The sequence below is a fragment of the Natronomonas salina genome, assembly GCF_013391105.1.
Classification (GTDB): domain Archaea; phylum Halobacteriota; class Halobacteria; order Halobacteriales; family Haloarculaceae; genus Natronomonas; species Natronomonas salina.
Map to the genome: position 1 here is coordinate 3,312,316 of NZ_CP058335.1, position 19,545 is coordinate 3,331,860.

20 protein-coding genes are annotated in these 19,545 nt (G+C 70.8%); 8 read left to right on the forward strand and 12 right to left on the reverse strand.

What is annotated here, in order from left to right; all coding sequences use genetic code 11:
- Positions 1-28: 28 nt before the first annotated feature.
- From HWV07_RS17170 to HWV07_RS17190, 5 genes are all read left to right on the forward strand, one after another.
- Positions 29-1,105: an archaeosine biosynthesis radical SAM protein RaSEA gene (locus tag HWV07_RS17170; protein ID WP_178335495.1), complete on the forward strand. Its 1,077-nt coding sequence runs from the start codon at positions 29-31 to the stop codon at positions 1,103-1,105.
- Positions 1,106-1,288: 183 nt separating this feature from the next.
- Positions 1,289-2,773: an extracellular solute-binding protein gene (locus tag HWV07_RS17175; protein WP_178335496.1), complete on the forward strand. Its 1,485-nt coding sequence runs from the start codon at positions 1,289-1,291 to the stop codon at positions 2,771-2,773.
- Positions 2,763-3,791 (forward strand): carbohydrate ABC transporter permease, encoded by a 1,029-nt coding sequence (locus HWV07_RS17180; protein WP_178335497.1) that lies wholly within the window; start codon positions 2,763-2,765, stop codon positions 3,789-3,791. The genes HWV07_RS17175 and HWV07_RS17180 overlap by 11 nt, the downstream gene beginning before the upstream one ends.
- Positions 3,791-4,786: a carbohydrate ABC transporter permease gene (locus tag HWV07_RS17185; protein ID WP_178335498.1), complete on the forward strand. Its 996-nt coding sequence runs from the start codon at positions 3,791-3,793 to the stop codon at positions 4,784-4,786. The genes HWV07_RS17180 and HWV07_RS17185 overlap by 1 nt, the downstream gene beginning before the upstream one ends.
- A gap of 6 nt (positions 4,787-4,792) precedes the next feature.
- On the forward strand, positions 4,793-5,977 hold the full coding sequence (locus HWV07_RS17190; RefSeq protein WP_178335499.1) for an ABC transporter ATP-binding protein: 1,185 nt from the start codon (positions 4,793-4,795) through the stop codon (positions 5,975-5,977).
- Positions 5,978-5,983: 6 nt separating this feature from the next.
- Here HWV07_RS17190 and purQ read toward each other — a convergent pair whose 3' ends face one another.
- Both purQ and purS read right to left on the reverse strand, forming a co-directional pair.
- Positions 5,984-6,661, reverse strand: a complete 678-nt coding sequence (gene purQ, locus HWV07_RS17195) for a phosphoribosylformylglycinamidine synthase I (RefSeq protein WP_178335500.1) — start codon at positions 6,659-6,661, stop codon at positions 5,984-5,986.
- On the reverse strand, positions 6,662-6,913 hold the full coding sequence (gene purS, locus HWV07_RS17200) for a phosphoribosylformylglycinamidine synthase subunit PurS (RefSeq protein ID WP_178335501.1): 252 nt from the start codon (positions 6,911-6,913) through the stop codon (positions 6,662-6,664).
- 176 nt (positions 6,914-7,089) lie between these two features.
- On the opposite strand from purS, the gene HWV07_RS17205 reads away from it, so the two are divergent.
- Positions 7,090-8,052 (forward strand): formyltetrahydrofolate deformylase, encoded by a 963-nt coding sequence (locus HWV07_RS17205; RefSeq protein ID WP_178335502.1) that lies wholly within the window; start codon positions 7,090-7,092, stop codon positions 8,050-8,052.
- 283 nt (positions 8,053-8,335) lie between these two features.
- Positions 8,336-9,940, forward strand: coding sequence for an ABC transporter permease (locus tag HWV07_RS17210; protein WP_178335503.1), 1,605 nt, complete (start codon positions 8,336-8,338; stop codon positions 9,938-9,940).
- Here HWV07_RS17210 and HWV07_RS17215 read toward each other — a convergent pair whose 3' ends face one another.
- From HWV07_RS17215 to tmk, 4 genes are all read right to left on the reverse strand, one after another.
- Positions 9,941-10,108 carry a hypothetical protein gene (locus HWV07_RS17215; protein WP_178335504.1) on the reverse strand — a complete coding sequence of 56 codons (168 nt, stop codon included), beginning with the start codon at positions 10,106-10,108 and terminating at the stop codon, positions 9,941-9,943. It lies immediately after the preceding gene.
- A 99-nt stretch (positions 10,109-10,207) separates the two neighbouring features.
- On the reverse strand, positions 10,208-11,227 hold the full coding sequence (locus HWV07_RS17220; protein ID WP_178335505.1) for a phosphoribosylaminoimidazolesuccinocarboxamide synthase: 1,020 nt from the start codon (positions 11,225-11,227) through the stop codon (positions 10,208-10,210).
- A gap of 57 nt (positions 11,228-11,284) precedes the next feature.
- Entirely contained in the window at positions 11,285-13,576 is a 2,292-nt protein-coding gene (locus tag HWV07_RS17225; RefSeq protein WP_178335506.1) for a DUF2298 domain-containing protein, read from the reverse strand.
- 79 nt (positions 13,577-13,655) lie between these two features.
- Entirely contained in the window at positions 13,656-14,246 is a 591-nt protein-coding gene (tmk, locus tag HWV07_RS17230; RefSeq protein ID WP_178335507.1) for a dTMP kinase, read from the reverse strand.
- Between the two features lie 133 nt (positions 14,247-14,379).
- Between tmk and HWV07_RS17235 the strand changes: the two genes are divergently transcribed.
- A complete protein-coding gene (locus HWV07_RS17235; protein WP_178335508.1) occupies positions 14,380-14,565 on the forward strand; it encodes a DUF4177 domain-containing protein in 186 nt (61 codons plus the stop codon).
- 22 nt (positions 14,566-14,587) lie between these two features.
- Here the strand turns inward: HWV07_RS17235 and HWV07_RS17240 are convergent, their stop codons facing one another.
- From HWV07_RS17240 to HWV07_RS17265, 6 genes are all read right to left on the reverse strand, one after another.
- The gene (locus HWV07_RS17240) at positions 14,588-15,616 is read right to left on the reverse strand and encodes a DUF7972 family membrane protein (RefSeq protein ID WP_246279789.1); all 1,029 of its coding nucleotides are present in this window, start codon (positions 15,614-15,616) and stop codon (positions 14,588-14,590) included.
- Between the two features lie 93 nt (positions 15,617-15,709).
- A complete protein-coding gene (locus HWV07_RS17245) occupies positions 15,710-16,435 on the reverse strand; it encodes a guanosine phosphorylase (protein ID WP_178335509.1) in 726 nt (241 codons plus the stop codon).
- 147 nt (positions 16,436-16,582) lie between these two features.
- Positions 16,583-17,224 carry an HAD family hydrolase gene (locus HWV07_RS17250; RefSeq protein ID WP_178335510.1) on the reverse strand — a complete coding sequence of 214 codons (642 nt, stop codon included), beginning with the start codon at positions 17,222-17,224 and terminating at the stop codon, positions 16,583-16,585.
- A 59-nt stretch (positions 17,225-17,283) separates the two neighbouring features.
- A complete protein-coding gene (locus tag HWV07_RS17255) occupies positions 17,284-17,820 on the reverse strand; it encodes a hypothetical protein (protein ID WP_178335511.1) in 537 nt (178 codons plus the stop codon).
- Positions 17,817-18,665, reverse strand: coding sequence for an ATP-dependent ribose-1-phosphate kinase (locus HWV07_RS17260; RefSeq protein ID WP_178335512.1), 849 nt, complete (start codon positions 18,663-18,665; stop codon positions 17,817-17,819). Before HWV07_RS17260 ends, HWV07_RS17255 begins: the two co-directional genes overlap by 4 nt.
- A 32-nt stretch (positions 18,666-18,697) precedes the next feature.
- On the reverse strand, positions 18,698-19,507 hold the full coding sequence (locus tag HWV07_RS17265; RefSeq protein WP_211694163.1) for a DUF63 family protein: 810 nt from the start codon (positions 19,505-19,507) through the stop codon (positions 18,698-18,700).
- Positions 19,508-19,545 lie beyond the last annotated feature (38 nt).

Consider the following 19,545-nt stretch of genomic DNA (forward strand, 5'->3'; position numbering starts at 1 on the left):
TATCCGCGTCGACCGAGTAGCGGGGCCAATGAGTCGACCGAGTCCCGACGCCTACGAGCAGGGCCGGGGGATGGACGCCCACAACGAGGTGATGCGGGAGGTCCGCTCCCGCAACGATAAGACGTACGACCCGACGGAGCCGACGCGGGTGTGGCTCGACGAGGACAACACCCCGGACGGGGTCCGCCAGTCGCTGACGATCATCCTCAATACCGGCGGCTGCCGGTGGGCCCGGGCCGGCGGCTGCACGATGTGCGGCTACGTCGCCGAGTCCGTCGACGGCGGCAGCGTCGGTCACGAGAACCTGATGACGCAGGTCCAACACTGCCTGGACCACGAGGCGGAGAACGCCGAGGCGGAGGCCGGTCTCATCAAGATCTACACCTCCGGGTCGTTCCTCGACGAGCGGGAGGTCCCGGCGGAGACGCGGGACGCCATCGCCGAGACGTTCGCCGACCGCGACCGGATGGTCGTCGAGTCGCTGCCGGACTTCGTCGACCGCGAGAAGCTCCGGGAGTTCACCGACCGCGGCGTCGAGACCGACGTCGCCATCGGCCTCGAGACGGCGACCGACCGGGTGCGCCACGACGCCGTCAACAAGTACTTCGACTTCGAGGAGTTCGAGGCGGCCTGCGAGGAGGCCCGGGCGGCCGGCGCCGGCGTCAAGGCGTACCTCCTGATGAAGCCCCCGTTCCTCGCGGAGCCGGACGCCGTCGCGGACATGGAGCGGTCGATCCGCCGCTGCGCGGACGTCGAGGGCTGCCACACGGTCTCGATGAACCCCTGCAACGTTCAGCGGCACACGATGGTCGAGGAACTGTACCACGACGGCGGCTACCGGCCGCCGTGGCTCTGGTCGATCTGCGAGGTCCTTGAGTCGACCGCGGACGTCGACGCCATCGTCGTCTCCGACCCCGTCGGCCACGGCTCCGACCGCGGCCCGCACAACTGCGGGGAGTGCGACGACCTCGTCCAGCGGGCCATCAAGGACTTCGACCTCCGGCAGGACCCCTCCGTCTTCGCGGAGGTCTCCTGCGAGTGCGAGGACACCTGGGCGTACGTGATGGACGAAGAGACGACGTTCAACCAGCCGCTCGTCCGGTAGCCGAACCGCCAGCAGCGCTTCCTGCGGTGCTACCTCGCACGCGACGTCTCGAACCAGGGCTCACCGCCGGATATTTCGGCTCTCAGTAAGGTCGACTTACCTGACACGACCGCGGAGAGGGGTCACCCTTAGGTCGATAAATCCGCTTTATACAAAGGGTGAACGGGCCGAAGACGGAAGGACATGGTAGGCAACGACAGGGAGTCGGCCGCCGTGGCCAGGCCGTCGCGTCGCTCGCTGCTCGCCGCGACCGCGTCGGCGACTGTCGGCGCGACGGCCGTCGCGGGCTGTCTCGGCCGGGGGCAGCCCGAGGACACCGTCGTCATGACGGGCAACACCGACATCGCCGACGCGATGCACGCCGACGAGGGGACGTCCATCCACGAGGCGCTCCGGTCGGCCGGCCTCGACGAGGACATCACCGTCGAGGTCCGCACCGGCGTGGACGACTCCTCCCAGCGGATGCGGTCGGCCCAGTCCGCCCTCCAGTCCGGGCGGGCGCCGCCGGACATCTTCCGGATGGACTGCGGCTGGACCATCCCGTTCATCCTCAGGGAGCAGACCGTCCCGCTGGCGGACCACCTCCCCGGGGACCTCCTCGACGAGGTCGAGTCGGCGTACCTCGAGGCGGCCCTGGAGACGGCCAGACACCCCGAGACCGGCGAGCTCCACGGGCTCCCGCTGTTCGTGGACTTCGGGACGATGCTGTACCGCAAGGACCTCGTGGCGGACGCCGGCTTCGACCCGGGCGGCTGGGCCACCGAGCCGCCGTCGTGGCAGCGGTTCTCCGAGGTGGTCGCGGAGACGCGCGACGACGCCGACGTCCAGTACGGCTTCACGACGCAGGCGGCCCCCTACGAGGGGCTGGCCTGCTGTTCGTTCACCGAGCTGATGACCACCTGGGGCGGGTCCTACTTCAACGGCACCGAGAACCTCTTCTCGGCCGGCGACCGCGAGGTCACCGTCGCCGACGAGCCCGTCCTCGACGCCGTCCGCATGATGCGGTCGTTCATCGACGGCGAGGACGCCGACTACGCCCTCGACGGCTACCGGAAGATCTGCCCGTCGTCGATCGTCCAGTGGACGGAGCCGGAGTCGCTCGGCCCGTTCACCGCCGGCGACGCCGTCGCCCACCGCAACTGGCCGTTCTCGATCAACGAGGCGGGCGGCGAGGAGGCCTTCGGCGAGGACCTCGGCGTCATGCCGATGCCGTACGCGGTCTCCGAGTCGGAGGCCGAACACCCCGGCACCGGCGGGACGGCCGCCGCCCTCGGCGGCTGGCACCTGACGATCAACCCCTACACCGAGAAGCTCGACCGGGTCACGCAGGTTCTCGAGGCCTTCGCGACCGAGGAGGTGATGCTCGCGGTCTTCGAGCAACTCGGCTACCTGCCGCCGGTCCTCGACCTCGTCCAGCAGGCCGACGCCGACCAGATCGGTCCGATGGCCCGCTATACAGAGCAGATCCAGATCGCCGGCGAGAACGCCGTCTCCAGGCCGGTGACCGACGTCTGGCCCGAGCAGGCGTCGGTCATCGCCCGCGAGGTCCACGCCGCTTTCCGCGGGGAGGGGCCGCCGGAGCGGATCATGGCCGACCTCGCCGACCGCATCAGGCGGAGCGAGGCTGCCGTCGCTGAGGGTAACGGAGGGAGCGACGATGGCGACTGACGGCGAGTCGCCGTTCGGCGGTGGGGACGGCGAGCACGACCGGACCGGCAACGCGGTCGTCAACTGGATGGAGTCGCTCAGCGAGGCCGCCTACGCCTACCTGCTGCTGGCGCCGACGTTCGCACTGCTCGGCCTCGTCGCCTTCTACCCGCTCGCGCGGACGTTCGTCACGTCGCTCCGGGAGAACCGGACGCGCGCGGCGGAGCCGCTGGGCGAGTTCGTCGGCCTCGAGAACTACGTCGACCTGCTCTCCGGGAACGCCCGGCTCGCCCAGCAGTTCGTCGACGTCTCCCTCTCGGCCTCGTTCCCCTTCGTCGAACTGGGCGTCCCGTTCTTCCAGCAGGCGCTGTTCGTGACCGTCGCCTTCGCCGTCATCAGCGTGGTCGTCGAGACGGTCATCGGGTTCGGTCAGGCGTACGTGCTCGACCAGGACTTCGGCGGCCGACGGTGGGTGCGCGTGGCCATCATCCTCCCGTGGGCCGTCCCCATCGTCGTCCAGGGGATGATCTTCTTCCTGCTGTTCCAGCCGGAGGTCGGCTTCGGGACCGACCTGATGCAGTGGCTCGGGGTCTTCGGCGAGAACCCGCTGGCCGACAGCCGGGACGCGTTCATCATCATCCTCGTCGCGGACATCTGGAAGTCCTCGGCGTTCATGGCGCTGCTCATCCTCGCGGGCCTGCAGAGCGTCGACCGCAGCCTCTACGACGTCGCGCGGGTCGCCGGGGCCTCCCCGTGGCAGCGGTTCAAGCGGATCACGCTGCCGCTGGTGCTGCCAGCGCTGCTCGTCGCGATGCTGTTCCGGACGATGGACGCGATGCGCGTCTACGGGCTCATCGAGTCGACCGGCGGCTGCACGACGGTGCCGTCGCTGACCTGCCTGGTCGTCGAGGCGATGTTCGGCGGCACCCGCATCTTCGCGACCGCCGCCGCCGTCGCCTTCACCACGGCGCTGGTGATCGCCTTGATGCTCTCGGCGTACGTCGCCTTCTTCCGCGACACCGAGGGGGGGATCTACTGATGAGCGACGACGACTCCGAGCCGACCCGCGGCCGCCGGTCAGCCGCCGCCGACGGCGGGTCCGTCGTCTTCGACGACGAGGAGGCCGACCTGGACCGCGGGCCGTTCCAGCGGTGGGTCGCGCGCTCGATCACCAACCCCGAGCGGGTCTACCGGTCGCTGTTCTACGTGGCGACCATCTTCTTCCTGTTCACGACGCTGTTCCCGTTCTACTGGCTACTGATGGTGGCGCTGACGCCGGAGGGCCGCCAGCAGGACATCCTCCTGACGCCGAACGGGTTCAACCCCGGGGCGTTCCTCGAGGTCTTCGAGGTCATCCCGTTCCACTGGTACGTGTTCAACAGCTTCGTCATCGCGGCGGCGACGACCGCCGCCGTGCTGGTCGTCGCCAGCCTCGCGGGTTACGCATTCGGGCGCCTCGAGTTCCCCGGCAAGCAGCCGCTGATGCTGCTTGTGCTGGTCATCTCGTTCTTCCCGCCGGCAGCGTTCTTCATCCCGCTGAACGACCTGTTCAACACCTCGTTCACGGTTCTGGAGCCGATCACCGGCGACGGGACCCTCTACAACACGCCGGGGGCGATGGTGCTCCCGATGTCTGCCATCTTCCTGCCGCTGGCCATCTTCATCCTCACGACGTTCTACTCCCAGATCCCGGACGGCCTCGAGGACGCCGCCCGGGTGGAGGGGACGACGCGGCTCGGCGCGCTGTTCCGAGTCGTCGTCCCGCTGTCGGCCCCCGGCGTGGCGACCGCCGGCGTGCTGACGTTCATCGCCGTCTACAACGAGTTCTTCTTCTCGTACCTGATGACCGACGGACAGCCGCAGAACTGGGCGCCGATCCTGGAGGGCATCCTCGCCTACCAGGGTCAGTACGCGGTCATGTACCACCTCATGGCCGCCGCGAGCATCATCGGCGTCATCCCGGTGACGATCATCGTGATCGTCGCCCAGGAGAAGATCGTCAGCGGGCTCACCGCCGGCGCACTCAAGGAGTAAGATATCATGGCACGCGTACAACTCGACGACATCACGAAGCGCTTCGAAGACGTCACCGCCGTCGACGACCTCGACCTGGAGATCAGGGACGGCGAGTTCGTCAGCCTGGTCGGGCCGTCGGGCTGCGGGAAGTCGACGACGATGGAGATGATCGCCGGCCTCACCAAGCCGTCCGAGGGCCGGGTCTTCATCGGCGACGACGACGTGACGACCCTCGCGCCGAAGGACCGCGGCGTCTCGATGGTCTTCCAGAACATCGCGCTGTTCCCCCACATGGACGTCAGGGAGAACGTCTCCTTCGGCCTCCGGCTCCGGAAGTACGACGACAACGAGGTCGAGCGCCGGGTCGACCACGCCGCCGACATCGTCCAGCTGGAGGGCATGCTCGACCGCATGCCGGACGAGCTGTCGGGCGGCCAGCAGCAGCGCGTCGCCATCGCCCGGGCCATCGTCCGCAACCCCGACGTCTTCCTGATGGACGAGCCGCTGGCGAACCTGGACGCGAAGCTCCGCGTCCACATGCGGACCGAACTCCAGCGGCTCCACCGCGAGCTGAACCAGACCATCGTCTACGTCACCCACGACCAGGCCGAGGCGATGACGATGTCCAACCGCATCGCCGTCCTCAACGAGGGGAAGCTCCAGCAGATCGCGCCGCCGCTGACCTGCTACAACGAGCCCGCGAACCTCTTCGTCGCCGGGTTCATCGGCTCGCCGTCGATGAACCTCGTGGAGGGCGAACTCGTCGACGACGGCCTGTCGACGAAGAACTTCCACGTCGAGTTCGACCCGGCGACGGTCCCCGGGGTGAGCGTCGGCGACGCGGTCACGTTCGGCGTCCGGCCGGAGGACGTCCACTTGGCGGACGAAGCGGAGTCGCTCGGGCGGCTGCCCTCGCGGATCGAGGCCACGCCGGACGTCATCGAGCCGATGGGCGACGAGACGTTCGTCTACCTGCAGCTCTCGGCGGACGCCGAGCGGACGATGGAGCGCGACAGCCAGTCGACCCCCGACCAGCTGCTCATGAGCGTCGACCCCGAGGCCGACGTCGAGCAGGGCCGCCCCGTCGAGGTCGTCTTCGACGCGCCGGCGGTCCACCTGTTCGATACGGCCTCCGGGGAGGCGCTGGTCCACGGCGTCGGCGGCGAGGCTCGCGACGCGGAGAGCGGCCTCCAGGAACCGGAGCAGTAAGCGGCGCTACCGAGCGAACCCTTCGAGGATCGGCGCCCCGTCGGTCGGCCCGATGTCGGGCAGCGACGCCCGCTCGGGGTGGGGCATCAGCACCGCGACGTGGTCGTCCTCGCCGAGGACGCCGGCGACGTTCTCCTTCGAGCCGTTCGGGTTCGCCGCGTCGGTGACGTTCCCGTCGGCGTCGCAGTACCGGAACAGCACGCGGTCCTCGTCGTTCAGCGTCGCGAGGTGGTCGTCGGAGACCTCGAAGCGCCCCTCGCCGTGGGCGATGGGGACCTCGACGACGTCGCCGGCCTCGAAGGCGGCGGTCCAGGGGGTCTCGGCGTTCTCGACGCGGAGGTGGACCGGCTCGCACTGGAATCGCGCGCTGCGATTGGTCGTGAACGCGCCCGGCGTGAGCCCGCTCTCCGAGCCGATCTGGGCGCCGTTGCAGACGCCGAGGACCGGCGTGCCGTCGGCGGCGGCCTCGCGGATCTCGTCCATGATCGGCGCGCGGGCGGCCATCGCGCCGGCCCGGAGGTAGTCGCCGTAGGAGAAGCCGCCCGGGACGACGACGCCGGTGGTGTCGGCCGGCAGGCCGTCCTCGTGCCAGACGATCACACAGTCGATGCCGAGGTGCTCCAGGGCGCGCTCGGCATCGCGGTCGCAGTTCGAGCCGCCGAACCGAATTATCGAGACAGTCATCTACGCCTCGGCGACCTCGACCTCGTAGTCGTGGATGGTCGGGTTCGCGAGCAGCCGCTCGGCCATCTCCGTGGCGCGCTCGGCGGCGGCGTCCGCGTCGGCGGCGTCGAGGTCGACCTCGAAGCGGTCGGCCGACCGGAGGTCGTCCAGCTCGAACCCGAGGCGCTCGAGGGCCTGCTGGGTGGTCTCGGCCTCGGGGTCGAGGACGCCCCGCTTCAGCCGGACGGTGACGGTCGCGGTGTAGGCGCTCATACCTGACGAGGCGTGTTCGTGCGTGAAAACGGTTGTGTATTTTCCATGGTATACACGTTCGTGTGGGTCGCGGACCGCTTCCGGCGACCCATCGCCAGAACGTCGCCCTTTTGGAAGCCCACGCCGGACCGAGTAGTGATGACCGAGACGACCGACCGAACCCGGAGGTATCGACCGTGAGCCGAGAGTACACCGAAATCACGGTCGTCGGGGACGACGACACGGGCCTCATCGCGCGGGTGACGACGCTGCTGTTCGAGCGCGACATCAACATCGAGGACCTCGACCAGGCGGTCCGGGAGGGGGTCTTCCGGATGACGATGTCCGTCGACACCGCCGACATGTCGTGTACGAAGGACGAGCTGCGCGAGGCGCTGGCCGACCTCGGCGACGACCTCGGGATGGACATCCAGGTGCGGTTCCCGGCCGACCGGGAGACCCGGACCATCGCGGTGCTGGTGACGAAGGAGTCCCACTGCCTGGAGGCGATGTTCGAGGCGTGGGCCGACGGCGAACTCGGCGCCGAGATCAGCGTCATCGTCGGCAACCACGACGACCTCGAGCCGCTGGCCGACCACTACGGCGTCGACTTCCACGACGTCGGCGACGAGAAGGGCAACCCCGACGAGGAGGAGCTGCTGGCGGTCCTCGACGAGTACGACACCGACCTCATCGTGCTGGCGCGGTACATGCGCATCCTCAGCCCGAACGTCGTCTTCCGCTACGAGGACCGCATCATCAACGTCCACCCGAGCCTGCTGCCCTCCTTCCCCGGCGCCGAGGCCTACCGGCAGGCCCGCGAGGAGGGCGTCCGCATCGCCGGCGTCACCGCCCACTACGTCACGACCGACCTCGACCAGGGGCCGATCATCACCCAGCGGGCCTTCGACGTCCCGGCGGGCGCCAACGTCGAGGAGATCGAGCGCCGCGGCCAGCCGCTGGAGGCGGAGGCGCTGCTGGAGGCCGTCCGGCTCCACCTCGACGGCGCCGTCTCCGTCTACCGCGGCCGGACGGAGCTCCGCGACGACGTCGACGCCGACGACTACCAGCTCGGACTCCCGGATGCCGCGGACGACCTGCTGCCGGACCGCCCCGTCGACGGGCTCGGCGACGTCGTCGCCCGCGAGGACGGGTCGTAGCCGACCGATGGTTTTATTGTTTTAGGCCAACCTAAAACAGATGCCGCGGACGGGTTCCGTGGACCCGCTTCGCGCCGCCGAACCGCCGACTCGTCGCTCCGTGGGCATCACCGTGGAGTTCGACCGGGTCACGTCCTCCGGGCGACGGCCCCGCTGTCCGTCCCGCGTGGGCCCGACCGGCGACCGCGCTCGCGTCTGTCCCTCGTCGCCGTCGGGCCGCCGGGAGGGCGCCCGGTTCTCGGTTCAGGAAGACCTAAACGACCCGAGACCGGACCGTCGACCCATGACCGAGGCGTCCACCAGGGAGAACCAGCCGGAGCGGCCGCTGGGTCTGACGCTCCTGAGCGGCGCCGTCGCCGCCGCGCTCGTCTTCCCGCTGACCTGGGTGGTCGTCCGCGCGGCCGAGGTCGAGACGGGCCGCGCGACCGAGATCCTCCTGCGGCCGCGCACCCACGAGATCTTCCTCAACAGCCTCCTGCTGATGGTCGGCGTCACGGTGCTGTCGATCCTGCTGGCGGTGCCGCTGGCCGTGCTGACGGTCCGTACCGACCTCCCGGGGCGGCGGTTCTGGACCGTCGTCGTCTCGCTGCCGCTGGCCGTCCCCAGCTGGCTCGGCGCCTTCGCCTTCGTCGCGATGTTCCGGCCGCGCGGCATCGTCCAGGGGTGGCTCGAACCCCTCGGCGTCCGGGAGCTGCCCGACCTCTTCGGGCTGCCCGGCGCCGTCCTCCTCATCACCCTCTACACGTACCCCTACGTGTTCATCACGACCCGGGCGGCGCTGAAGACCTTCGACAAGTCCCTGGTCGACGCGGCCCGCACGCTCAACCACGGCTGGTGGGACACGTTTCGACGGGTGACCTTGCCGCAGATCCGGCCGGCCATCGCCGCCGGCGCGCTGCTGGCGGCGCTGTACGCGGTCTCGGACTTCGGGACGCCGGCGTTCCTGCAGGCCGAGGTGTTCACCCGCGCCATCTACCAGGAGCAGCGCCTCGGCAACAACGACTACGCCGCCTTCCTCTCGCTGCAGCTCGTCGCGCTCACCGTCTTCATCCTCGCCGTCGAGTCGCGGGTCCGCCGCGCCGAGACGCTCTACACGTCGGGGACCGCCGGCGAGACCCGACAGGTCGAACTCGGCGCCTGGAAGTGGCCCGCCGTCGGCGCCTGCCTGCTGCTCTCGGGGTTCACGCTCGTCATGCCCGTCGCGCTGTTCACCTGGTACCTGTTCACCGGCCAGGCGGAGGCCAGCCAGAGCTTCGCGTTCCAGTGGTCCTGGCTGTTCAACTCGGCGTTCGTCGCCGGCCTCGCGGCGCTGGTGGCCGCCGTCGCCGCCGTCCCGGTCGCCTACCTGTCGGCCCGCTACGACACCCGCCTCGGCTCGGTGTTCGAGCGGGCGACGTACGTCGGCTACGCGGTGCCCGGCATCGTCGTCGGGCTCGCGCTGGTCTTCTTCGGCGCCCACTACGGCACGATCTCGTTCGGCACCGTCGAGGTCGGCCTGTACCTCACCCTCCCGGTCCTCGTGTTCGCCTACGTCGTCCGGTTCATGCCGCAGGCGGTCGGCTCGACGCGCACCTCGATCCTGCAGGTGAACCCGACGCTCGCGGAGGCCGCCCGGACGCTCGGCAAGGGCCCCCTGGCGACGTTCCGGTCGGTGACGCTGCCGCTCATCGCCCCCGGCGTCGTCGCCGGCGCCGCGCTCGTCTTCCTGACGACGATGAAGGAACTGCCGGCGACGCTGATGCTGCGGCCGACCGGCTTCGAGACGCTCGTCACGCGCATCTGGGCGGCGGAGTCGGCGGGCCTCTACCGCTACGCCGCGCTCCCGGCGCTGCTGCTGCTCGTCGTCTCGGGACTGTCGATGGTGCTGATCCTCCGGCAGGAGGAGTGATCAGACCCGGGGGCGACCCGGCTCCTTCAGGTCGTGCTCGAGGTCCGGGCCGTCGCGGATTTTTCCGAACGCCCAGATGAACGAGAACAGGATGACGAACACCATGACGACGCTCAGGACGACGACGCCCATCGCGATCGGGTCGGTGGCGGCTTGCAGCGGAATCATGGTCGGGGGTTGCGCTCGCCCCGCCATAAACATCTGGGATTCAGTCGGGAACGAACTGGCCAGAGCGGGAGCCCCCTATCGGCTGGACCCAGGGTCCGGCTACAGGTTCCGGATCGTCTCCACGGCGTCGGCCAGCGGCGGCGCGCTGAACAGTTCGCGGTCGAGGTAGGCGTTCGCGCCGGCGGTGTACATGTCCCGGACCGCGTCGACGACGTGGTCGTCCAGCGGCGCCGGCTCGGCCTCGCAGAGCTCCCGCCAGTCGGCGACGTCCTGGGCCTTCGCCTCCGCCTTCGCGGCGTCGACGGCCTCGACCCACTCCGGCTGGGTGCGCTTGTGGTACTGCCGGACGACCTCCTTCGAGAGCTGCTGGCCCTCGTGGGAGAAGCGGTTCTCGTCGAACGTCCCGACGACGTCGGCCACCCGGATCTCGCCGTCGTAGTAGAGGCACTCGATCTTGCCGTCCTCGTGTTTCAGCCCGGCGTCGGCGGCCCGCTCGGTGACGAGGTCGTTGACCTTTCTGGCGACCCTCTCCAGGTCGTCGACGTCGGCCGCGCCCGCGATGTAGTCGGCGTTCTCCCGCGAGAGGTAGCGGTCGGACTCCTCGTACTTCGTCGAGAACTCGACGACGGGCTCCGGCAGGTCGACCGGCTCGTCCGGCCACGTCTCGACGTCCAGGCCGTACTCCCGGGGGTCGGCCCGCGAGCGGAGCGACGAGCCGACGGGCACCGTGTTCCGGAAGACGATCTCGAGGGGGACGAGGTAGTTCTCGCCGGCCGCCTCGTGGAACGCGGCGTAGTCGTACTCTCGGCCCTCGTGGGGCAGGTCCGGCACCTGGGTCAGGTCGATGGCCATCTCGCGGGGCGGGGAGACGACGTCGTCGAGGGGGACCACGTCGCCGCCGCTGACGACGCCGCGGTAGTGGGTCGGGACGCCGGCCGCCTCGAGGGCCTCGAAGTTCGCCGCGCCCATCGCGCACAGCGACGCCCCCTTGTTGGGGATGGAATCCGGCATCTTCCCCCAGTCGAACACCGAGTAGTCGTCGGTGAAGACGAAGGCGCCCCGCCCGAGGTCGTCGGGCCCCGCGGGCTCGGAGACGCGGAACTCCTTGACGCTGGTCATTACCGGGTCGGGGTCCCCAGCCCGGAAAGGCGTTTCCATCGGGTCGCGGCGCCCCGGCTACCCGGTCTCGAGTTCGCCGCGGTCGACGGCGTACACCGTGACCGCCCCCTGCCGGAAGGCGACCTCGTAGGCCGGCCCCTCGAACGGTTCCAGGTCGTCGCCGTACTGCTCGCGCTCGACGGGCCCGACGAAGACGTAGTCGACGCCGTAGGCCGCGAGGTGGGCCGAGCGGTTCTCGCCGGCGTATATCTCGTCGACGTCGTCGGCCCGCCGCTGGTAGGGTTCGACGCCCCGGTACCCCTGCTCGTGGCTCCAGCCCGCGACCGAGGGGTGGCCCGTGAACGTGGAGGCCGGGTTCCGCCAGTGGTACGTGCTCCGGCCGGGCGCCTCGACGACCGTTTTCGTCCCCGACTGCTCGTCCAGCCAGGCGACGGCGGCCATCTCGGCCGGCCGGCGGTCCTCGTGGGCGGCGAGGCCGTCGAGGCTCCCCTCGTCGGCGCCGTCGAGGACGGGCGGGACGAACGCGAGCGCGGCGAAGGGCGTGCTGACGAGGACGACTGCGAGACACAGCAGGACGACGCCGCCGGACGCCGCGTAGCGCCGAGCGCTCGAGCGAGCGTCGGTCCGGTCGCGGACCGCGTCGACGGCCGACCCGCCCCACCGGACGGCGACGCCAGCGGCCGCCAGCCCGGCGAGCGTCCACGCCTGGATGGCGACCTTCAGCGTCGTGTTCCAGCGGATCACGTCCGGCGGCCACACCTTCGCGTGGACCACCTCCATCGCCAGCACGAGGCCGAGCCCGCCGACGAGCAGCACCGTCTCGAAGCCCGCGCGGTCGTCCAGCCTCAGCAGGAGCGCGCCGGCCAGCAGCGGGAGGCCGATCAGCGAGAGGCCGGCGAAGCCGACGGCGACGGTGGCGGCGGTGAAGGCGACGACGGCGACGACGGCCGCACCGGCCGCGATCGCGTTGTCTCGACGCGGCCGGCCGGCGGCCCACCGCCGGACCGGCTCGCGACCCAGCGTCAGCAGGTAGCCGACGAACAGCGCCAGCATCGCGCCGTACATCAGGAGGAACCCGACGGCGGGCGTCCGCGGCGGGAACAGCCCGATGCCGTCGTTGGTCGGCGTCCCGAACAGGAGGAAGGGGGCGCCCCACAGGAGGGCCAGCACGCCGACGACCGCGGCGATCCCGGTCGCGCTGGCGGCCCGCCACAGCTCGTCGGTCAGCCCCTCTCGCGTCGGCCCGCGGACCATCGTCGCGGGGTGGGCCGGCGCGAAGAGGAGCCCGAGCCACGCGAGGCCGACGACCGAGGGGAGGACCCAGGCGTTCATCACGCCGAGCAGGCCGCCGAAGGCCGGCACGACGCCGAAGACGAGGGCGAACCGCCGTCGGCGCTCGTCGGCGGGGGTCCGGTAGTAGGCGTACGCGAACGCGGCGGCGACGACGAGAAAGCCCGTCGTGATGGTGTGGCCGTGGTGGTCGGCCTTCACGAACGAGTACATCGGGAACTCGGTGAGCGCGCCCTCGACGACGTAGCGGTCGTAGAACCAGCCCCAGGTGCCGGCGGCCGTCTGCTCCCGGAGGGCCTCCTCGTAGGTCAGGTGCCGGATCGCGCCGAAGACGGGCCGGCCGTACGCCCGCGCGACGTCCGCCGGGAGCAGGTCCCACGACAGCCGGACGGCCGTCACGGCGTAGCCCCCGACGGCGACGAAGAAGACCGAGAGCGCGCCGCCGATCCGTCGCGACCGGTCGCCGGACGCCGCCAGGGCGCCGCCGACCCCGTACGCCGCGGCGACGAGCACGCCGAAGTACCCCGACATCGCGAGGTTGTACGCGTAGCGCGGCGCGGTGTCGGTCAGGGTGGCCAGCGTCGCGGTCATCAGGTGGCCGCCGAAGTAGTACCGCACCGACTTCCCGGCGAACCACATGTCCTCCGGCGGCAGCGACTCCGCGCGGAGCACGGCGTTCAAGAGCCCGAAGTGGAGGAACTTCTCGCCGCCGGCGGGGTTGATCGTCGGGTCGGACGCCCGGTAGAGGGCGTAGACGACGACGCCGGCCGCGAAGACGAGGTAGGCCTCCGCGCCGGCCCGCCACGGGACCTCGACGCGGGTGGCGGCGACGACCGCGCCCCCGACGAGCAGGCCGACGACGACCGCGAACGTCCACGACGAGAGCGCGAGGTGGCCGAGCCAGTACAGCGGGAGCGTGAGCGCGGCCAGCGACACCGGGACCGCGAAGGCGGCCCCGCGGTGGGGGAACCGGGGGAAGAGGGCCGCACAGAGCGGCAGCCCGCAGGCGGCCAGGACTGCGTAGAGCAGCAGCCAGCGGGCGAGCAGGAGGAACTCCATGTCTCTGGATTCCGGGACGGAGTTGTCGGTCTTTCGGTATGTACGAGCGCGGTTTCAGTCACCCGGGCGGGCGCGTGGGTCACTCGTCGTCCAGCAGGCCGGCGACCACGCGCTCGGTCGCCTCGACGACCGCCTCGGGTGACTGCGTGGCGTCGATGCGGACGAATCGGGTCGGGTCGGCGTCGATGAGCCGCTCGTAGTTCTCGGCGACCCGCTCGAGGTAGTCGGCGGTCTCGAACTTGTTCGTCGCGCCGGCGCGCTCGGCGCCCACCTCGGGCGGCACGTCGAAGTACAGCGTCGCGTCGGGCTTCCGGGTGAAGGGCTCGTGGACGCCCTTGACGTAGGCCATCGGACGCTCGAGGCGGTCGGCGAGCGTGGCGCCCTGGTAGGCGTACCGGGAGTCGGAGTAGCGGTCGGAGATCACGACCCTGCCGTTGTCGAGGGACGGCCGAATCACGCGGGAGAGGTGGTCGGCGTGGTCGGCGGTGTAGAGGAACAGCTCGGCCATCGGGTCGGCGTCGTCGTCGGCGATGGAGCGGTTCACCGCCTCGCCGTACCACGACTCGGTGGGTTCGCGGGTGAACACCGTCTCCTCGGGGAGGGCGTCCCGCAGCGCCTCGCAGGCCGTCGTCTTCCCGCTCCCGTCGATCCCCTCCAGCGTGATGAGCATAGCGGCCAGTCGGCGGCGGCGTATTTCAGTCTCCGGGTCTCCCCCTCGCGCCGCCGGCGAGCTGGCGGTGTCCCGGCCCGTCAGGTACGGGTGCGGGTACAGGGGTTTTCCGACGGCCGACCGTAGTGACGGTATGGCCGACCAACGCTACGAGTACACGGTGGAGCCCATCTTCCTCTCGCCGGACGAGCTGCGGAACGACCGGTTCAAGTTCGACGACACGCTCAACGAGAAGGCCAGCGAGGGCTGGGTGCTGGACAGCACGCTCCGGATCGACAGCTCGTCCTTCCTGCTCGTCTTCGCCCGGCCGGTCGAGTAGGGGAACGGTTCGCCGCTGTCGATCACTCCCACTCGATGTCGCTGCTGCGCTCCGAGTCGCGCAGGATGAACGGCCCGATCGCGAGGGTGCGCTTCGCGATGGTCGCGAGCCGCAGGATGTACGTCGAGAGGAGGACGAACGGCACGAACCCCGCGGTGACGCCGGCGCTGGTGACCCAGACGAGGTCGCTGATCCCCAGCGTGCTGCCCTGGAACATCGACGGCGAGAGGTAGATCGCCATCGACCCGGTGACGACGAGCGCGGGGATGGTGGTGTAGATGATGTTCCGCGAGAGGTCGACGAGCTCCCACTGGAAGTAGAGGTTCTTGATGTACTCGCGGGCCGGCCCGAAGAAGCTCAGGACGTGCAGGAGGTCGACGAGCGCGCGACGTTCGTCCTCCGAGAGGTCGTCGCCGTAGCGGTCCCGAACCCGCCGGGCCTGGTAGATCTTCTCGGCGTAGTTGTAGTCGAGCGCGGCCTCGACGACGGCGTACTCGCCGAAGGTCTTGCCGTCGAGCTTCTCGACGACGATGTCGGCGTGGTCGGCGAGGTGGTCGGTGAACTGGTCGACGTCCTCCTGGAGGTCGCCGTTCGCGGTCCCGTCGACCGCGTCCCTGAACGCCTCCGCCTTCTCGCGGCTGTTGGCGATCAGCGCCTGGAGGAACGCCTCCGGCTCTGGCGGACTGATGGAGCCGAACGACTCTTCGACGTCCCCCCGGAAGCTCATGGCGTCGCTCATCCGCTCGCGCTGGCCGCCCAGCGGCCCGATCTCCTGGGAGAGGACGAGCTGGGCGATGGTGACGACGAGCGTGACGCCGGTGATGAGCGCGCCGACGAGTGCCTGGAACATGTAGCGGGTCGGCCCCATCGTCAGCATGTACTGCCGGAACGGGGTGGCCGCGCCGAGGAGCAGGAAACTGACGAACATCCCCACGGTGACGACGCCGGTGAGCGCCATCCGGTTGGCGTTGAGCAGCACCTGGAGACGGGCCTTGTCCCACCGGCTCCCGACGCGCTCCCGCATCGTGTAGTCGGGCTGGTCGTCGCCCATACGTGACGATGGTCGCAGGCGCGTACAAACGTGGCGATACCCCGGATTTTGGCTCCTGCCTCGAGAACGCGGCGGAGGGCCGCCTCGGCGCCGCTACAGCGACGCGACGGCGTCCAGCGCGATGCGGATCGTGCGGCCGACGTTGTCCTTCGCCTTCTCGGGGAGCTCGTCGTCGTCGGTCGCTCCCTTCTGGGTGCCCTCGACGAGGTTGCCGTCGACGGTGCAGATGGCGCCGGCGGCGAGGCCCTTCCGGCGGGCGAGGGTGAACAGCGCGGCGGCCTCCATCTCGACGCACAGCAGGCCGGCGTCCTCCCAGTCCTCGACGTAGGCGTCGGTTTCCGCGTAGAAGGCGTCGTCCGTGGCGATGGGTCCGACGTGGACGGGGGCCTGCCGGCTCTCGGCGGCGTCGACCAGCGACGAGAGCACCTCGTAGTCCGGCACGGCCGGGACCTCGACGTCCTCGTAGCGCTTCGTCGTCCCCTCGTCCTTGGCGGCGCCGGTGGCGACGACCATGTCGCCGATCTCGATGCCGGACTGGAGCGCGCCGGTGGTGCCGACGCGGACGAACGTCTCGACGCCGACGGCGGCCAGCTCCTCGAGGGCGATTGCGGCCGACGGCGAGCCGATGCCCGTCGAGCAGATGGTCAGGTCGGTTCCCTCGTAGCTGGCGTTGACGACCTTGTACTCGCGGTTCTGGGCGACGGTCTCGCTGTCGTCGCAGTGGTCGGCGATGCGGTCGACGCGCCCGGGGTCGCCCGGCACGAGCGCGACGTCCGCGAGGTCTCCCTCCTCGACCAGCAGGTGCGGCTGTTTCGCCATGTCCGGAGGCTCGCGGCCGCTCCTCAAAAGTCGGTCGGCATTGCGAGGGTCGGAGCGAACGAGACCCTCGGGGCAGCGAGCGGGGAGCGAAGCGACCCGAGAGCAGTGCGGGTCGACCTCCGCGCTCGGCGCCCGCGGCGCCCCGGGTCAGGACTCCAGGATGGAGGGCAGCGTCGGGAGGTCCGCGGGGTCCTCGATGCGGTGGTCCGCCAGGCCGCCGTCGTCCTCCGGGCCGACGAAGACGGTCCGGTAGCCGCGCTCTGCTGCGGGCCGGATGTCGTAGTCGACGTTGTCGCCGACCATGACGTACTCGTCGGCGGCCACCCCCTCCACGACGGCGTCGAACGGCGCGTCGGCGGGCTTGAACGCCTCGACGTCGTCGGCGCAGACCACGCTGTCGACGTGCTCGTCGAGGCCGGTCTCGGCGAGTTTGCGGCGCTGGATCGGCCCGTAGCCGTTGGTGACGACGCCGACGCGGTCGAGCGACGCCAGCAGTTCGGCGACGCCGTCGTGGACGCGCGTCGCCTCGAGTTCGGCCTCGACGTAGACCTCCGCGAAGGCCTCCGGGTCGACGTCCATGCCGGCCTCGCGAGCGGCGCGGGCGGCGCCGACGTAGGGGCTCTCCTCGAACGCCGTGAACGTCTCGACGTAGCCGGGGACGATGGCCTCGGCGGCCTCGTCGGTCGGCTCGACGCCCGCCTCCTCGCACGCCGCCCGGAAGATGCCCGGGATTCCCGGGTCGTACGTGACGAGGGTGCGGTCGAGGTCGAAGAGGTAGCCGACGGTCACGGTACCCGCGAAGAGGGCGGTGTCGGAAAAGACCGTTTCGGCCGCTTCTGCCGGTCCGTTTATACGAGGAGCACGCTGTAGACGACCTTCATCGCGACGAACAGGAGGACGCCGTAGACGACCGCCGAGACGGCCCACTGACGACGGACCGTCCCGGGCCGCGTCTCGTAGGCGGCGCCGCCGAAGCGGGGGAACACCGCCTGGGAGAACCCGGCGTAGAGGACGCCGACCACGAGCGCGTAGGTGAGCAGTTCCGAGACCGTCGTCACGCCCACGACGACCACCTCGACGTCGATGCCGAGGGCCGGCCTGAGCCGCTCGTAGCCGACGACGAGGCTCTCGAAGAGGAGGCCGGCGGCCATCCCGACGGCGAGGTGGGTCGCGTCGGCCGCCGACCGCGAGACCGCCTCGGGGGGCCGTCGCCACAGCGCCGCGGCGGAGACGTACGCCGGGACGTAGCCGTACGACTGCAGGCGCATCGCGCCGCTGGCGCCCAGCGCGGCGAGCAGGCCGGCGACCGTCGCCAGCGCCAGGCGGATGTCCAGCGGCGGCGGGATGTCGCCGGGGACGTGCAGGGGCACCCAGATCGGCGTCACGCCTCGGCCAGCACCTCCTCGACGCGCGTCCAGGAGATCGGCGGCCTGGGCCCGCGCTCGCTGGCCGCGAGCGCGCCGCAGGCGTTGGCGACCGCCAGCGCCCGCTCGGGGTCGGCGTCCCGGAGCCACGCGGCGAGGAACCCGGCGGCGAAGGCGTCGCCGGCCCCCGTTGAGTCGACCGACGGGAGCCCGTAGCCCGGGTGGTCGAGGGTCCCTTCGGGGCAGTCGAGCGTGGCGCCGTCGGGGCCGTGTTTCGTGACCTGCCAGGGGACCTCGAAGTCGACGCCCGCGGACTCCCGGTCGGTGGCGAAGACGACGTCCGCGCGCTCGAGGACCGGGCCGAAGTTCCGGTCGCCGAGGCGCCGCCCGGGGTCGAAGCTCACGGGGACGTCGCGGTCGACGGCGAGTTCGGCGAGCCTGACGGCGGTGTCGGGCCGCTGGCCGGTGAGGTGCAGGGCGTCGGCGCCGTCGAGGACGGCCGGCGAGACGTCCGCGGGGGCCAGCGCCTCGTTGGCGCCGTCGCTGCCGACGAGCGCGACCTCGCCGTCGTCGTCGACGAGGACGTACTTCGTCGTCGTCGGCTCGTCGTCGGCGACCTTGACCCGCGTCTCGACGCCGCGCTCCCGGAGGCTCTCGAGGGTCTCCTGGCCGGCGTCGTCGTGGCCGACGCTGCCGAGCAGGCGTGCGTCGGCGTCGAGGGCGGCCAGCGCGACCGCGGCGTTGGCGGCGCTGCCGCCGCCGGACTCGAACCGCTCGCGGACCCGGGCCTCGTCGTCGGGCGCTGGCAACCGGTCGACACAGAGGGTCACGTCCCAGTTGACGTGGCCGGCGCAGACGACGCGCATACCACCGTCTGCGTCCCCGGGGGGCTTAAGCGTCAGGAGATGGCGAAGAGGACGACGTTGTGCGCGCCCGGCCCGAGGCCGACCGCGACGACGAGCCCGAGCAGGAGGTAGCCCTCGCCCGGCTCCTCGCGGACGTAGGACTCGAACAGCGCGACGACGACGGCGGCGAGTGCGAGCTTCACGACGACGAACAGCCAGCCCGACCCGACGAACTCGGCGGTCGGGAGCGCCTCGCCGGCGTGCAGGACGATACGTGAGAGGGGCGTCTGCTCGCCGAAGCCGAGGTGGTCGTAGCCGACCGCCGTCGAGACGCCGTCAAGGGCGTGGCCGAAGACGGTCAGGACGCCGACGGTCCCGATCGCGGCGACGTCGCGGACCCGCCGGAGACCCGCCCAGACCGCGCCGGCGGCGAGGGCCGACGCGACGAGAATGAGTCCCGAGACGCCGAGGTCGGGCGACTCAGCTGCCGCGTAGGCCGCGAGGAAAACGACCGCGAGGAGGGTGGTGCCGACGACGGCGAGCACCCCCGGTGCGGAATCAGGGGTCCACTCGTCGCCCGACCGGTCGGCGACACCGAGCCAGACCGCGCCGGCGAGGACGCCGACGGTGACGTACACCGCGGGGGACCCGAACAGCGGCGCTGCCGCGTCCGGGACGCCGCCGACCTGGTAGAGGGCATACAGACCCCCACCGGCGGCCATCCACGGCGCGAGGGCGGTGACGGTACCCTCGGTCACCGGCGGCCGGACCCGGTAGAGGAGGACGCCGACTATCGCGGCGGCGCCGAGCAGGCCGATCAGGTACTGCGTCGGGGGCAGCCCGAAGTCGCTGGGGAGTACCACTACCCCATCCCGCGACGGCGAGGCTCGAAAGCGTTGCG

What these genes read in the sequence shown, in the direction of transcription:
- HWV07_RS17170 (WP_178335495.1), top strand. Translation starts at nt 29, where the DNA reads ATGAGTCGACCGAGTCCCGACGCCTACGAGCAGGGCCGGGGGATGGAC.
- HWV07_RS17175 (WP_178335496.1), top strand. Translation starts at nt 1,289, where the DNA reads ATGGTAGGCAACGACAGGGAGTCGGCCGCCGTGGCCAGGCCGTCGCGT.
- HWV07_RS17180 (WP_178335497.1), top strand. Translation starts at nt 2,763, where the DNA reads ATGGCGACTGACGGCGAGTCGCCGTTCGGCGGTGGGGACGGCGAGCAC.
- HWV07_RS17185 (WP_178335498.1), top strand. Translation starts at nt 3,791, where the DNA reads ATGAGCGACGACGACTCCGAGCCGACCCGCGGCCGCCGGTCAGCCGCC.
- HWV07_RS17190 (WP_178335499.1), top strand. Translation starts at nt 4,793, where the DNA reads ATGGCACGCGTACAACTCGACGACATCACGAAGCGCTTCGAAGACGTC.
- purQ (WP_178335500.1), bottom strand. Translation starts at nt 6,661, where the DNA reads ATGACTGTCTCGATAATTCGGTTCGGCGGCTCGAACTGCGACCGCGAT.
- purS (WP_178335501.1), bottom strand. Translation starts at nt 6,913, where the DNA reads ATGAGCGCCTACACCGCGACCGTCACCGTCCGGCTGAAGCGGGGCGTC.
- HWV07_RS17210 (WP_178335503.1), top strand. Translation starts at nt 8,336, where the DNA reads ATGACCGAGGCGTCCACCAGGGAGAACCAGCCGGAGCGGCCGCTGGGT.
- HWV07_RS17215 (WP_178335504.1), bottom strand. Translation starts at nt 10,108, where the DNA reads ATGATTCCGCTGCAAGCCGCCACCGACCCGATCGCGATGGGCGTCGTC.
- HWV07_RS17220 (WP_178335505.1), bottom strand. Translation starts at nt 11,227, where the DNA reads ATGACCAGCGTCAAGGAGTTCCGCGTCTCCGAGCCCGCGGGGCCCGAC.
- HWV07_RS17225 (WP_178335506.1), bottom strand. Translation starts at nt 13,576, where the DNA reads ATGGAGTTCCTCCTGCTCGCCCGCTGGCTGCTGCTCTACGCAGTCCTG.
- tmk (WP_178335507.1), bottom strand. Translation starts at nt 14,246, where the DNA reads ATGCTCATCACGCTGGAGGGGATCGACGGGAGCGGGAAGACGACGGCC.
- HWV07_RS17235 (WP_178335508.1), top strand. Translation starts at nt 14,380, where the DNA reads ATGGCCGACCAACGCTACGAGTACACGGTGGAGCCCATCTTCCTCTCG.
- HWV07_RS17240 (WP_246279789.1), bottom strand. Translation starts at nt 15,616, where the DNA reads ATGGGCGACGACCAGCCCGACTACACGATGCGGGAGCGCGTCGGGAGC.
- HWV07_RS17245 (WP_178335509.1), bottom strand. Translation starts at nt 16,435, where the DNA reads ATGGCGAAACAGCCGCACCTGCTGGTCGAGGAGGGAGACCTCGCGGAC.
- HWV07_RS17260 (WP_178335512.1), bottom strand. Translation starts at nt 18,665, where the DNA reads ATGCGCGTCGTCTGCGCCGGCCACGTCAACTGGGACGTGACCCTCTGT.